We start from the raw sequence: 14,889 nt of genomic DNA, 5'->3' as shown, positions 1-14,889 counted from the left end.
ATCAGCACAGTAATTTCTGAAAAAGAATTTCATCTTTCCATCCATTCCTGGTTTTTAGCCAGTCTTTTTTTATGCCCGATTGCTGAAAACCGGCTTTTTCGAAAAGATGAATGCTGACAGCATTGTCGACCGCAATGTTGGCGTACAACTGTTTTAGCCCAAGCACTTCGAGCGCATAAACAGAAAGAGCCAGCAAAGCATCGTGGGCGTATCCTTTACCGCGGTCTTCGGTTTGGTGGATCAAAATTCCGACACCGGCTCGCAAATGGTAGGGTTCAAAATCAAAAAGATCAACCGCTCCAACGGCATGCATGTTTTCATCCTGAATGATCAGTCGCAACTGTCGGGTGGCATAAATATCTTTGGCCGATTCGGCCAGGTATTGCGCCAGAATATGTTTTGAGAACGGCGCTTTTGTATTGCTCACCTGCCAAATCTCGATGTTGTTTTCCCATTGGTACAACAGGTCTATGTCTTCGGGCTCCAGCGGGCGAAGACTGATTTTTCCGTATGTGAGCAGTGCGTTCATTGTCGATCGAGTTTTTTCCAGGATTTATACAGAATTTCAGCATCCGTAACTAAACGGTAATCTTTTGCATACAACATGTTCAGCCGGGTAAATTTTTCGGGATCGAGCCTTAGCTCGGGAAACAAATCCCCCGGATTCAATATACCTTGTTTTAACGCCGGGAGGTGCTCAAAGGTTCCTTTTTCGGGGATAAACCCAATCCACGATTTTTTGCCTGCCAAAACGTTGCAAATGTTGCTAATGAAACGGGATTTGTTTTTGAAAAACCAAATAAGAACGGGGCTGGAAAGCAGCAAAAGCAGTGCGGTTTCCAAATCAAACATTCGTTTCTTTCTTTTATTTACTGGTTTTGAAATGGCGTTTACATTCACCACGTATAAATCGCCGGCTGTGTGAATGGAATTACTTCCGATGATGCTGATACTTTCGGGCGGAGCGATTTTGTAATCCACATCGAGCTCGGTAAGATCGAGCATGGCCCTGATTATATCGGCAGAAGAAATGTTTCCGGCACAAAAAATAAGTTCATCGATCCGGTTAATACGAATAATTTCCTTTAACTGGCTGATTTGCCCGAGGTACTGTGCGCCTTTATCGTTGTCGTCGATGGCGATATAGCCTGCCAGTTGGGCATTCAGTTGGGTTTCTTCCAAAATGTGTTGCACCCTTTCTGCTTCTTTTGGGTGACCGACGATGGCCATTTTCCGGTTGCGCTGGATATTTAAGCGAAATGCCCCCGGTTTCAGCCAGTGGAACAACAAACGCAGCATTGACAGCGAAACGGCCGCCCAAACGGAGCCCAACAATATAAGTGCTCTTGAAAAGCGGTACTCTTCATCTACGAGCGAGTATACCAGCAAAATGGCAATAAGCCCCCACAGAATTCCGCGCCCGAGTTTGTAAATACTAACCGGTTTTTTGTAGCCTCCTGAAAATCCGATTCCCAGTAAAAAGAAGAGGATGTAAACCGGCACCACAACCTGTAAAAAAAGAGGAGGGTAATAATCTACTTCGTGAAACTGGAGTTCTTCCCAAACGGGTGTGATAAGAAAGAACCCGAGGAAAACAAGCAGCGCATCGAACAGGGGGAAAAAGAGGCGTGAAACAATCCGTTTTGCGATGGACAGAAACGCCCGGAAATAAATGGCCAGGTGAATAAGCGAAGCAAAAACACCCGCTTTGCCTCCCGGAAAATGTTTGCGCACAAAAATCACCATCGCGTTGTAAAACACTTTTACATAATTCAGCGATCCCTTTTTGGTGCTTTCTCCTTTGTAGTGAATGATCGTGGTTTCCGGGAAATAGTAATTTTTATAACCGCCCTGCTGAATCCGGTACGAAAGATCGATGTCTTCGCCGTACATAAAAAAAGTTTCGTCGAGCAGGCCCACTTTGTCAAGTGTTTCCTTGCGCATCAGCATAAAAGCGCCTGCCAGCACATCTACCTCGTGAATTTCATTTTCGCTGAGGTAGGAGAGGTGGTACTTGCCAAATTTCCTGGATTTGGGAAATACTTTTGACAAACCAAACATTTTGTAAAACGCCACCCACGGCGTAGGTAATCCGCGTTTTGATTCGGGCAGAAAGTTTCCTTTTCCATCGATCATTTTTACACCCAAACCGCCGGCTTCAGGGTGCTGATCCATAAAGGCTACCGTTTTTTCAAAGGTATTTTCCTCTACTACTGTATCGGGGTTCAGCAATAAAATGTACCTACCTTTTGCCTGACGTATGGCCTGGTTGTTGGCCTTCGAAAAACCAACGTTGTTTTTATTTTCAATCAGAAGAACATTGGGGAATTTCTCATGGATGAGTTCGGCGGAGCCGTCAACGGAATTATTATCGACCACAAACACCTCGATACTGACATTGCGGGCAGCCCGGAACACAGCGTGCAGACACTGTTCCAGAAAATGTTTGACATTGTAGTTGACGATAACGACCGATAAATCCATACACAGTTCAGTCAAAGATGCTCAAATGTAGGCATTCCTTTTGGATAACGGAAGAACAGGCAAAATCTGATACCAAACTTATCTTCCCACCGAATTTTCGTAGGGGACACGATTCACCAGCGAACGCCCGAGCGTGATCTCATCGGTGTATTCGAGTTCGTCGCCAATGGATACACCACGCGCCAGTGTTGAAATCCGCACTTCGAAATCCTTCAACTTCCTGAAAATATAAAAGTTGGTGGTATCGCCTTCCATCGTCGTGGACAAGGCCAGAATAATTTCGATCACTTCTCCGGATGCCACCCGACCGACCAGCGAATCTATTTCAAGGTCAGAAGGGCCGATGCCGTCCATCGGCGAAATGATTCCTCCCAGAACATGATACAAACCGTTGAATTGCTGTGTGTTTTCGATCGACATAACATCGCGGATGTTTTCCACCACACAAATAACACTGGCATTGCGCGAAGGATTGCTGCATATCTGGCACAATTCGGTGTCCGAAATGTTGTGACAAACCTTGCAGTGTTTGATTTCGTCGCGCAGTTGGATGAGGCTGTTGCCAAAGGCATGTACCTGTTCGGTGTCTTGCCGTAACAAGTGCAGCACCAGCCGTAGCGCACTTTTCCGCCCGATGCCGGGTAGTTTGGAAAATTCATTCACCGCGTTTTCCAGTAAACGGGAAGGATATTTATCGATGTTCATGCTCCAAAAATAAAGTGAAAAGTGCAACATTCTGAATTTTGGATACTTAATTTTTGCGTATCTTATGTCATCAAAAAAAACAGAAACCATGAAGAAAGCATTTCTTACCCTTGTGATAGCAGCTACCGTTGCTTTGGTTTATGGACAAAACAATACCACCGCGCAAGAAAGTTCTGAGTCGTCAACCGAAACTTACACCCCACCCAAGTTTTATTACGGTGGAGGATTGAACCTGACATTTGGGAGTGTTACCGAAGTGGGGATTTCGCCCTTGGTAGGGTACAAGGTAACGCCGCAGTTTTCAGTAGGCAGCCAGTTAACGTTTGAATACTTCAAATACGACAGGGGGAGTTACGATTACAATGCCACCAATTACGGGGCCAGCCTGTTTACGCGTTACCGGTTTGTGCCGCAGGTATACGCCCACATGGAATTCTCGATGATGAATTATGACTTTCAAACGTACCAGGGTGACAGCAACCGGGATTGGGTTCCGTTTTTATTTGTCGGAGGCGGCTTCAGCCAGCCCATATCAAAAAACACCTGGGTAAATGCCCAGCTGCTTTTTGATGTTATCCAGGATGACAACTCACCGTACAAAGACTGGGAGCCGTTTTATACCATTGGCGTAGGCGTTGGTTTTTAAGTTTCTGTATCCATCGATTGTGCATCAATCACTGCAATGGCAGTCATGTTAATGATTTCCCTGACAGAGCTGTCGCGTTGCAAAATATGAATGGGTTTTTTCATGCCCATCAAAATAGGACCAACTGCTTCGCAAGGGCCGATCGACTGAAGAATCTTGTAAGTGATATTGCCCGAACTCAGGGTGGGGAAAATCAGCGTGTTGGCATCTTCAGCGCCAAGTTTGTTAAACGGATAGCGTGAATAGCGCAGTTTCCCGTTCAGTGCATAGTTGGCCTGCATTTCACCATCCACAATCAGATCAGGATATTTTTCGTGGAGAATTTTTACCGCTTCTTTTACCCGTACCGGACTACCTTCGCCTTTGTAAGCACCAAAGTTGGAGTAGGAGAGCAGGGCAATTTTGGGTTCGATGGTAAACCTCCTCACTTCCCAGGCTGTCAGAACCGTGGTGTCTGCCAATACTTGTGACGAAGGATTCATGTTTACCGTGGTATCCGACAAAAACAACGGGCCACGTCTGGTGAGCATAATGTACATGCCCGCAATGTGGTTAAAATCTTCCCGCACGCCAACCACCTGCAACGCCGGACGAATGGTATTGGAGTAAGTACGCGAGAACCCCGAGATAAAGGCATCTGCTTCACCGGTTTCCACCATCATGGGGCCAAAATAATCGCGGTTGTACATATTTTCGAGCGCTTCTTCGTAGGTCATCCCTTTGCGTTTGCGCTTTTCATACAGAATTTTTGCAAACTGATGGCGTTTTTCCTCGGTCACCGTTTCGTGCAGATCAATGATCGGAATGTTGTCGATTTCGAGTTGGTTTTCTTTGATCAACGCCTTTATTTTCGCAGTGTTTCCGATCAGGATAGGTTTGGCAATTCCTTCGCGTAATACAGACTGAACTGCTTTCAGGATGCGGAAACTGTTGGCTTCGGCAAAAACCACGCGTTTGGGATCATGCCTGGCTTTGTTGCGGATGGCCATGATCAGTTTATTGTCGAGTCCCAGGCGGTTGGTGAGCTCCTGTTTATAAACTGTCCAGTTTTTGATTGGTTTCCGGGCCACACCCGATTCCATGGCAGCATTGGCTACAGCTGTCGATACCGTGGTGATCAGACGCGGATCAAGCGGTTTGGGTATAATGTAGTCTTTCCCAAAAGTAATGTTTTGTTGGTTGTAAGCTTTTGCCACCATTTCGGGTACGTATTCCTTGGCCAGTTTGGCGAGTGCACGCGCCGCAGCAATTTTCATTTCTTCGTTGATGGTGGTTGCACGTACGTCTAGCGCTCCCCTGAAAATAAATGGAAAACCAAGGACGTTGTTGATTTGGTTCGGGTAATCGCTTCGTCCGGTAGCCATTATAATGTCGTCACGTACCGAAGTAGCATCTTCGTACGAGATTTCCGGGTTGGGATTGGCCATGGCAAAAACGATCGGATTCGGAGCCATCGATTTTATCATTTTCTTCGAAACCACATCGGCAACTGAAAGTCCTAGGAAAACATCTGCCCCTTTCATGGCATCTTCCAGGGTGTCAAGCTCGCGCGTGGTTACAAACTGTTGTTTGCTGGCATTAAGCCCGGTCCGGTGGCGGTTGAGCACTCCTTTGCTGTCGGTCATTACCACATTTTCGGGTTTTACCCCCAGGCTGATGTACAATTTAATGCAGGAAATAGCAGCAGCACCTGCTCCGCTAACCACCACTTTTATATCCCCGATGTTTTTTTTGGCAAGTTCGAGCGCGTTTAGTAAACCAGCTGCCGAAATGATTGCCGTTCCGTGTTGATCGTCATGAAAAACCGGAATGTTCAACTCCTTTTTCAGGGCTGCTTCTATCTCAAAACATTCGGGTGCCTTAATATCCTCCAGGTTGATTCCGCCAAAAGTTGGGGCAATGGCTTTTACCACTTCAATCAGTTTTTTCGGATCTTTTTCGTTTACCTCAATATCAAATACATCCACATCGGCAAAAATTTTAAACAGCAAGCCTTTGCCTTCCATTACCGGCTTGCCTGCTTCGGGGCCGATATCGCCTAACCCCAATACGGCTGTTCCGTTGGAGACAACCGCAACCAGGTTGCCTTTGGCCGTGTACTTATAAACGTTGTCGATGTCTTTTTTGATCTCCAGACAGGGCTGGGCAACCCCAGGAGTGTAGGCCAGAGATAAATCGTATTGGGTACTGTGAGGTTTTGTCGGGATCACTTCAATTTTTCCCGGACGGTCTTTTTGATGGTAGTTGAGTGCATCAATCTTACGCAATTTCGGCATGATTAGCTAATTATGGTTTCTTTTAAATTTACTGAAAATCAAGGTGGAATAAAATATTTTTTAGCAGTTAAAAAGGTGTTGTTCAGCAAGGTGAAGAAGAAAAATAACACGGATCGTCTGTTCGTTTACCAAGCGTCCTTTGTTTTGTTTTATTCGTCCTTCCGAGAACAGTTCTCGCTTAAATGAAGCGGAACAAAAAGACATGAAAACGGCAGAATATCCGAAATATAATGGGGCAGAAGTCAGTCAACATTTGTACAAAACATTAATTTAGTAGCTCAAAGAGCTCTGACGTATTCTTTAACAACGTTTTGAGCTACAAAACCAGTAACCAATATAAACCAATAGAACGATGCGATCATTTGTAAAACACGTGCTGCTTATTACCTGTTTTTATCTTTTTGCCGGTACGGCATATGCTGCTGAATCACCCAATTTCGTTTTTATAATTGCCGATGACATTGGCTGGGATGACATTGGATGCTACGGAAATAAAGTGGTGAAAACACCTCATATCGATCGATTGGCAGAGGAAGGAATGCAGTTTAACAATGCATTTTTAACGGCCAGTTCGTGCAGCCCAAGCAGGTGCAGCATTATTTCTGGGAAATATCCGCATTCGAACGGGGCGGCCGAGTTGCATACGCCGCTTCCTGAAAGTGAGATCCCCTTTCCCTTGTTGTTAAAACAAAACGGATATTATACCGCCCACGCCGGTAAGTGGCACTTAGGCAATTTTACACACCGTGCCTTCGACCGATACACGGATAACAACGGCTACAACAATGGAGACGGCGGTGAAGCGAACTGGGTGAAGTTTCTCAGGGAAAGGCCGAAAGACAAACCTTTTTTCTTTTGGCTGGCTTCACTTGATGCACACCGGCCATGGGGAGCCGATACTTTTCAGGTAACTTTTGATCCGCAGAAAGTGGAAGTACCGGTTTACTTTGCTGACACCGAAGAAACCCGGCAGGACATTGCTTCTTATTACAACGAAATAGCCCGGTTCGACTATTACGTGGGGAAAGTAAGAGAAGAATTGGAACGGCAGGGCATTCTTGAAAATACCGTAATCATTGTTATGTCAGACAACGGAAGCCCTTTCCCACGATGCAAAACGAGGGTTTATGACAGTGGCATGAAAACACCTTTTGTGGTGTATTGGCCGGAAAATATTTCCACAGGCGGGCAAAAAACAGAGAGTTTGATCAGTGCTGTGGACATTGCACCCACGATTCTTGAGCTTGCCGGGGTAAATGCCCCCGACAGTTACCAGGGAACGAGTTTCAGTGCGGTGTTAAACGATCCTGAAAAAGAAGTCCGAAAGGAAGTATTTTCTGAACACAACTGGCACGATTACGAAGCCCACGAACGGATGGTCAGAACGCAAAAGTATTTGTACGTTTTGAACTCGCGTCCGGCACTGGCAAATGGTGGCCCGGCCGACTCTAAAAAATCGCCCACTCAGCATGCATTGAATATGGTGCGAGATGAGGGACGCTTAACGCCTGCGCAGGCCGATATTTTTGTAACTCCGCGTCCGGCAGAAGAATTGTTTGATGTGGAAAAAGATCCTTTGCAATTGATGAACCTGGCTTCGCTTCCCGATTACCAGGAGGTGTTAAGTGAAATGAGAACCTTGCTGAATAACTGGAGAAAAGAGACGGGAGATACCACCCCGGAACATCTTACGCCCGATTGGTATGATCGCGAGACAGGTGGTCCGCTTCAGGTGAAGCGCGTCAGGGGAACCATGCCCGGACAGAAAGAATAACTGCCGGAGAATGCATAGATAATAAAGAAACAGCTATCGTTATGAAACAATATATGAATAAGTGGGCGAGAGGTATTTGGGCAGTAATGTCGTTGGTGTTATTCGCCGGACTTTTGTTCTCGTGCCAACATAAGGCGGAAACTTCCGCTGAGTCGCCAAACATTTTAATGATCACTTCGGAAGATAACAGCGCGTATTTTTTGGGCTGTTACGGCAACGAGATGGCGACCACTCCCAATCTGGACAAACTCGCTTCGGAAGGTTTTTTGTATTCACATGCGTTTGCCAATTGTCCGGTATGTGCACCGGCGCGAAATACCATACTCACCGGGGTTTACGCGGCGTCGAATGGAAACGAACAGATGCGGAGTAAATACGCAAAATCAGACATTGTAAAAACCTATCCTGAATATTTACGCGAAGCAGGCTATTACTGTACCAACAATGTTAAAACCGATTACAATTACGGTGGCGACTGGAATGCAATCTGGGACGACTGCAGCCGGAAGGCTACGTATAAAAACCGGGCGCCCGGGCAGCCTTTTTTTGCGGTATTCAGCAATTTTACCACACACGAAAGCCAGATTCACAAACAAATTCCGGCAGCAGAACTGAAGCACGATCCAGCTAAAGTTGAGATTGCTCCTTATCATCCCGATCTGCCCGAAATACGACACGATTGGGCACAATACTACGACCGCAACCAGCAAATGGATGCTGAAATTGGTGACATTCTGAAAGAATTGGAGGAAAGTGGGGAAGCTGAGAATACCATTGTAATTTATTACGGCGATCACGGCGGGGTGTTGGCACGCAGCAAACGCTATGTTTATGAAACCGGAACCCGGGTGCCGTTCATTATCCGTATTCCAGAAAAGTTCAGGCATCTTTTTCCGGCTGAAAAACCGGGCGATAAAGTTGAGCGGATCGTCAGTTTTGTTGACCTGGTGCCTACTTTTTTAAGCATTGCCGGTATTCCGATTCCGGATCACATGCAGGGCAACGCATTTTTGGGTGAACAAAAAACAAAAGCTCCCGATTATGCTTTTATGACCCGCCAGCGTATGGATGAAAGGTTCGACATGGTGCGTGCCGTTCGGGATCAGAAATACCGCTACATCCGAAACTACATGCCTTTCAGGATTTCGATGCAACACATCGATTACCTTTTTAAAGCACCGTCGGCGCAGGCTTGGGAAGATGCTTTTAAAGCCGGAAAAACCAACGAAGTGCAAAGTCGTTATTTCAGAGAGAAACCTTTGGAAGAACTATACGATACAGAAAACGATCCCTGGGAAATTAATAACCTGGCCGGCGATCCGGCTTATGCCGATGTGCTGAACCGGATGCGTGAAGCCGAAACCCGCTGGATGCGTGATGTGCGCGATGTGGCGCTGGTACCTGAAACCGAGTACGATGATTTTTCCGGTGATGGCTCCATGTATGATTACATGCGTTCCGAAGCCTGTCCTTTTGATGCGTTGCTTGATGCAGCTCAAAAAGCTACTTCTGCTGATGCTAATATGGATGCTTTTGTTAACAACCTGCAAAGTAGCAATGCCGCCATCCGCTATTGGGGAGCGGCTGGTTTGCTGATTCACCGTGAAAAAGTTAAACCCGAACTGGAGGGAGTAATCAGAAAAGCAGCAAAAGATGAGTCGGGCGCGGTAGCAACGCTGGCAGCCGAGTTACTTTTCAGAATGGGCGAACAAAAACCGGCCTTGGAAACCTACAACCGGATACTGGCAGATACGCTTGTCTTTAATCGGACCGACCGAAATTTTGCCTTAAACAGCGTTGATGCGATTGGAGCCAGAACGCCTGAACTGGAGCAAAATGTACTGAATATGTACGAACGGCGAAAACATATTTTGCAGGGAAACGAACGTTACAAAGGCTACGATGCCTTGATGGCGAAAGCCTTGCTTACACAGTGGGGATTGATCAAATAGCCCGGCTTTACACGGTTGGAAGGATTTTTCCAAATCATGAGATTGATTGGTTTTTAAGTCTAATCGTTGCAGCTTTGCTTTTAACTCTTCAGTCCGGGGAGGCTGAAAAAGTTGTAGATCGTAAAAAGCAACCGGGTTCAAATTCGCGGTCTTTCTCATAAGTATTAAGTGCCTTTTAAAACAGGTGTTGTTGGTAATGAGAAGATTGTGTGTTTAGTGAAAGCAGAAATGGCTTTTCGTAATTTGGCTTCCGTTGGTCATAATAAACGATGGAGTTTATAATAATCTCCGTTATCTTACGTTGATAATACGTTGTTAAACTTTAACATAAAACGCACATTTGATTTACCTTTTGTTTAATACATATTAATGGAGCTACCTTGTAACCCATTCAAACAAACTGCAAGGCGAGTATGCTGAAAATCGTACAGAGTAAGCAATGAATCAAAAAAAAATCAACAATGAAAACTGTTAAAATTTTTTTATTGGGCGCTATCTTCTTGTTTAGTGTCAATTCTTTTGCGCAAACTACTTTTGGTGTAAGAGGTGGATTAAACCTAGCCGATGTCTCGATGAAAATTTCAGGTATTGGCATTGATGCAACAACTATGAAACCCGGGTTCCATATTGGAGCAATCATGGATCACTCTTTAACCGACATCTTTGCATTTGAAACTGGATTAATGCTTGACACCAAAGGGACCAAAATCAAAAGCAGTGCAATTGGTGACGTAAGCGGTGAGGCGGTTACCAACATTTTTTACCTCGATGTTCCTGTAAACTTGAAAGCTTCTTATGATTTCGGAGGTATTGGTGTTTACGGTTTATTTGGCCCCTATGTAGGTGTCGCATTAAGCTCGAAAGATAAATATACAGGCGAGTTTAAGAATGTTTCAGGTATGAGCGAGTATGATAATGAAATTGGGAGTAGCGACGATGATGACCTTAAAAGGATGGATTTTGGATTAATGATGGGAGCAGGAATTGAAATAGATAAATTTCAGTTGGGAGTTGGATACGATTTGGGTTTAGCGAATATTGACCCCGCAGGAGACAGCGATAATTTTGTAAAAAACAGGGTCCTCAAAATATCCGTAGGACTGATGTTTGGTAAGTAGAAGTACTTCATTCGTGCCTCAGCCGAAAGTGTGAAAGAGAAATGTGAGAAAAGGCCACAAGAAAATATTTGTGGATTTTTTCTAAATCAGATTTTAGAAATAGCCTCTCGTTATAGGGAGGTTTTTTTATACCCTAAAAAGCTTCAATAATCTTTATAAGGTGGTCAAATAATTCCAGTTTGATTAGAACACATGTAAGTACAATGTCTTCCTAACTATTAGAATAATGCAGGCTACAAACATGAAAAATAACAGAAGATTCATCCCATTAATTTCTGCATTTTCAAATGACCAGATCCAAAATCTAATTGTTGATCCTCCCTTGCAAAACTCTCTGCTTAATGTCAAACATATATATTATGTCAATCAAATGATGACTATGCACTGAATTAACAAACAGTCTTCTTATAACAGTGTGAATTTATTTTTTAACATAAAACTTGTCTTTGAAGAACATCTGAAGGTGTTTTTGCTTTTTCTCTCCGGGAGTTTTGTCCCAAAATGAAACTATATCTTCGCGAACGCAAAAACAAAAACAACTCACCTATACTGAATTAAATCAATCGGCACAACAATTGCTTTAATCCAAGCAAACATATTTTTTATTATAAAATATTGAATATGGAAGCGACGCGAATCAATCTAAAATTTGGATTTTATCTTATTAAGTCATGATTTGCATTAGCAATATTTGATTCTGAAATTTAACGTTAGATAAAAAATAAGGGGTTATTTACATCTTTCCGAAAATTTCATATCAACAAAAGTTTATAAATAATTACGGCAAATGACTGATCATTCATTCGTTTGGATGGGGGATTGAGTGCCGATAAATTACTAAGTGGTTTTGTAAATATTAACTCAACAAATGATATGAAAACAACTTTACCCAAGCAAAATTATTTTCGCTCAAATTTTGAATCTTATCTCTCTACTAAAACATCTATGTTCACTACGCTTGTTCTTTTGCTTAACTTATTATTAGTTAATCAGGGAACTGCACAAGAAGAGGGTTTTGTTCGATACTCAAGTAAAGAGGAATCGACAAAGTCAGCAACAATAATGTCTTTACCGACCCTAAAATCGGCAGCAGTAGGTTCCTCTATTGAAGTCGCAGATAATGCTACTTACAATGCTTATACAAAAGCAGAGCTAGTTGAAAACATTTTAATTTCAGGATGTCTGCAGGTAAGCAATGTCAAATTTGGCTATTATAATTCGTATGGAAACTGGCGCGACCACGATTGGGGATATGCTTCCAATGCCGGTAATCGACAATTAGGCTATTTTAACAAAGGGGCTTCTGATTTTCCTTTATCTGAAGGATTGATTCTATCGACAGGAACAATCAATGCAGCAGAAGGGCCAAATGACATGCCGGATGAGACAGATGATATGGAAGGCTATTCTCGTTTCAGAGATCCCGATTTGGAAGCAATAAGCGGAGGAGGTTCCCATGATGCCGCCGTTTTAATATTTGATTTTGTTGCAGTAGGTAGCAATCTTGAATTTAACTACATATTTGCATCTGAAGAATATCGTGAGTGGACATGTTCACAGTTCAATGATGCATTTGGATTCTTTTTGAGTGGACCTGGCATATCAGGATCAGTAAATTTAGCTAAACTTTCGGGCGGAACTGAAGTAACAATAGAAAATATACATAGTGCTTTTACCAGTACTGATGCGTCTTATTATTCTTCAGATAAAAGAGGTTCTTATCCTTGTCCCGCCCAAAATGAGAGTTATTATATTGATAATGGAAGTGGTAAAAGTTATACTAGTAATTCTCCTACCACTCAATTTGATGGGATGACTACCGTATTGAAAGCTGTTTATGAAGGACTACAACCAGGCCAGACCTATCGAATTAAACTTGCAATTGCGGATATTAGTGACGCAAAGTGGGATGCAGGAGTTTTTCTGGAAGCTAAAAGTTTTTCCACGACAAACGTAAATATAAACCAACCTGCTCCTGTTTGTTTCCCTAATACAATCGATTTAACAGCTCCTGCGCTTACAGCCGGAAGTTCACCTGGATTAACATATAGCTATTGGCAGGATGCACTTGCAACAATTCCATATAGTTCTCCTGAAACTGCACCAGCTGGTACTTATTACATTAAAGGATTCGACACTTCTTCTGGATGTTCGGATATACAACCGGTAACAGTTATCGTTCATAATGTTGTTGTTGCTGAACTAAACAATTATCACAATGACTTAATCTGCATTGGAGGCACTGATGGTTCTTTTAAGGTAGAGGCAAGTGGTGGGACCCCTCCATATAGCTATAGTCTAGATAACGTAAACTTTTCTAACACTTCTGGTATTTTTGAAGGGCTTGCTGCAGGGGTATACAATGTATATGCAAGAGATGCAATCAATTGCGAAGCAACTATCCCTTTGGGAGTCGAAATAACGGAGCCAACCACGAGCAGTTGTCGTATTTCGAAAGAGAATTGTCCCCCTTCTGATTTAACAGAGGTTTGTTTTGAGGGAGAAGGAGAAACTCCTGTTTATTGGACCCCTCCAAGGCTTTCATACAATTGTTGTGCAAGTGGGGGAACGGACGGGTCTTCTTTCGACGTACAATTTAATATTCCGGAAAGCCAGAATTCCTGCTGGATTTATAACAACACGCAGCGAATAGGAAGTAACAATATGCGCTTGTGGCAATCGGCAACTACTCCCGATCCGGCATTGTACCATGGAACCAGTAACGATGTATTTTTTGTTGCTCCATTTCAGTACTTTGATAACTCGGTTGATATCCCAGTCAATCTTCAATTGTTAAATTCATCTGCTGCTAAAACTATCGGATGGAATTTAGTCGTTTTAAAAGGAAATTCAAGCGGTACGGCATATACAATAGAAAAAACTTATTCTGAGTCCAAACTATTAAATTCCGGGACCAATACTAATCCTTCGGAAACTCTCTGGACAATAACGATCCCTGCTGGCGATTTGCCTCAAGGAAGTGGAGTGTACAAATTAAAGTTTGAATTTACAGGGCCAGGAAGCAATAAAATTGAAGTTGATTACATTCATTACGACGCAATTTTATCCGATCTTAGTGGATGTTCTGAAGGAATTAACTTTGTTGTTACTGCAAATTACAATCCGGGAGATGAATTCCCAATTGGAACAACACAAGTTGTTTATACCGGAACTCTCACACAACCTGGTGGTTTCACATTGTCTGACAACTGTACATTCGATGTAGTTGTAAACGATTCTCCAGTTCCCACAGGAGATTCAACGCAAAGCTTTTGCTCAATTGACATCCCTACAATTTCGGATCTAACCGTTTTGGGAAATAACATCCAATGGTACGCAGATGCTACTGGTGGTCTTCCTCTGAACACTACTACCTCACTAATTGATGGAGAAGATTATTATGCTACACAAACTATTGCTGGTTGTGAAAGCCTTGCACGCTTTAAAGTTAATGTAGAAGTTAATGATCCTGCAAAACCGACAGGAGAGACTGCCCAAAATTTTTGTACTGGAGGTAATTCAACGATAGCTAATTTACGCGTAATAGGAGATAACATTATTTGGTATGCGCATGAATCTGACAGAACTCCATTGGCAGAAACAGAACCACTAGTAAATGGCGCTAGTTATTATGCGACACAAACTGTCAACGGATGTGAGAGCGACGAAAGATTTATTGTAACAGTAGTTATCGAAGAATGCTGTACAGAAACTGTTACAGCATCAGCTACTGACAACTCAGTATGTGAAGGTGGAAACATTGAGCTTACTGCTTCCTCTGTTTCAGGCGCTAATTCATATTTGTGGAGTGGACCTGCAAGTTTTTCTTCTATTGAGCAGAACCCGACGATAAGCAATGCTATCCCAAGCTACAGTGGAGATTATATTGTTGAAGTCAGCTATGGAAACAATTGTGTAGCGAAAGATACTGTAA

8 protein-coding genes and 2 pseudogenes are annotated in these 14,889 nt (G+C 43.3%); 5 read left to right on the top strand and 5 right to left on the bottom strand.

Features of this window, described 5'->3' with window-relative positions:
• Position 1: 1 nt before the first annotated feature.
• From INQ51_RS00045 to recR, 3 genes are all read right to left on the bottom strand, one after another.
• Entirely contained in the window at positions 2-529 is a 528-nt protein-coding gene (locus tag INQ51_RS00045) for a GNAT family N-acetyltransferase (protein ID WP_233375845.1), read from the bottom strand.
• Positions 526-2,484 (bottom strand): glycosyltransferase, encoded by a 1,959-nt coding sequence (locus INQ51_RS00040; protein WP_233375844.1) that lies wholly within the window; start codon positions 2,482-2,484, stop codon positions 526-528. Before INQ51_RS00040 ends, INQ51_RS00045 begins: the two co-directional genes overlap by 4 nt.
• Positions 2,485-2,562: 78 nt before the next feature.
• Complete coding sequence (gene recR, locus INQ51_RS00035; RefSeq protein ID WP_233375843.1) at positions 2,563-3,189, bottom strand: recombination mediator RecR; 627 nt, start codon at positions 3,187-3,189, stop codon at positions 2,563-2,565.
• 88 nt (positions 3,190-3,277) lie between these two features.
• Between recR and INQ51_RS00030 the strand changes: the two genes are divergently transcribed.
• On the top strand, positions 3,278-3,835 hold the full coding sequence (locus INQ51_RS00030; RefSeq protein ID WP_233375842.1) for a hypothetical protein: 558 nt from the start codon (positions 3,278-3,280) through the stop codon (positions 3,833-3,835).
• On the opposite strand, the pseudogene INQ51_RS22685 reads toward INQ51_RS00030, so the two are convergent.
• Together INQ51_RS22685 and INQ51_RS22680 are read right to left on the bottom strand one after the other, a co-directional pair.
• Positions 3,832-4,815, bottom strand: a pseudogene (locus INQ51_RS22685) (phosphate acyltransferase); the annotation flags it as partial. The gene INQ51_RS00030 and the pseudogene INQ51_RS22685 overlap by 4 nt on opposite strands.
• A gap of 72 nt (positions 4,816-4,887) precedes the next feature.
• A pseudogene (locus INQ51_RS22680) lies at positions 4,888-6,111 on the bottom strand (malic enzyme-like NAD(P)-binding protein); the annotation flags it as partial.
• A gap of 352 nt (positions 6,112-6,463) precedes the next feature.
• Between INQ51_RS22680 and INQ51_RS00020 the strand changes: the two are divergent.
• The 4 genes from INQ51_RS00020 to INQ51_RS00005 all read left to right on the top strand — a co-directional run.
• Positions 6,464-7,885 carry a sulfatase gene (locus INQ51_RS00020; protein ID WP_233375840.1) on the top strand — a complete coding sequence of 474 codons (1,422 nt, stop codon included), beginning with the start codon at positions 6,464-6,466 and terminating at the stop codon, positions 7,883-7,885.
• Positions 7,886-7,926: 41 nt separating this feature from the next.
• Positions 7,927-9,837: a sulfatase gene (locus INQ51_RS00015; protein WP_233375839.1), complete on the top strand. Its 1,911-nt coding sequence runs from the start codon at positions 7,927-7,929 to the stop codon at positions 9,835-9,837.
• Positions 9,838-10,298: 461 nt separating this feature from the next.
• The gene (locus tag INQ51_RS00010) at positions 10,299-10,955 is read left to right on the top strand and encodes a porin family protein (RefSeq protein WP_233375838.1); all 657 of its coding nucleotides are present in this window, start codon (positions 10,299-10,301) and stop codon (positions 10,953-10,955) included.
• An 873-nt stretch (positions 10,956-11,828) separates the two neighbouring features.
• Positions 11,829-14,889 (top strand): choice-of-anchor L domain-containing protein (locus INQ51_RS00005; protein WP_233375837.1); only part of this gene is annotated, 3,061 nt, incomplete at its 3' end.

The organism is Maribellus sp. CM-23 (genome assembly GCF_021354595.1).
Classification (GTDB): Bacteria; Bacteroidota; Bacteroidia; order Bacteroidales; family Prolixibacteraceae; genus Draconibacterium.
The sequence above is the reverse complement of the archived record's forward strand: the minus strand, read 5'-3'. Positions and strand labels throughout refer to the sequence as shown.

Coding starts and splice junctions, on each gene's coding strand:
- INQ51_RS00045 (WP_233375845.1), bottom strand. CDS start 529: ATGAACGCACTGCTCACATACGGAAAAATCAGTCTTCGCCCGCTGGAG.
- INQ51_RS00040 (WP_233375844.1), bottom strand. CDS start 2,484: ATGGATTTATCGGTCGTTATCGTCAACTACAATGTCAAACATTTTCTG.
- recR (WP_233375843.1), bottom strand. CDS start 3,189: ATGAACATCGATAAATATCCTTCCCGTTTACTGGAAAACGCGGTGAAT.
- INQ51_RS00030 (WP_233375842.1), top strand. CDS start 3,278: ATGAAGAAAGCATTTCTTACCCTTGTGATAGCAGCTACCGTTGCTTTG.
- INQ51_RS00020 (WP_233375840.1), top strand. CDS start 6,464: ATGCGATCATTTGTAAAACACGTGCTGCTTATTACCTGTTTTTATCTT.
- INQ51_RS00015 (WP_233375839.1), top strand. CDS start 7,927: ATGAAACAATATATGAATAAGTGGGCGAGAGGTATTTGGGCAGTAATG.
- INQ51_RS00010 (WP_233375838.1), top strand. CDS start 10,299: ATGAAAACTGTTAAAATTTTTTTATTGGGCGCTATCTTCTTGTTTAGT.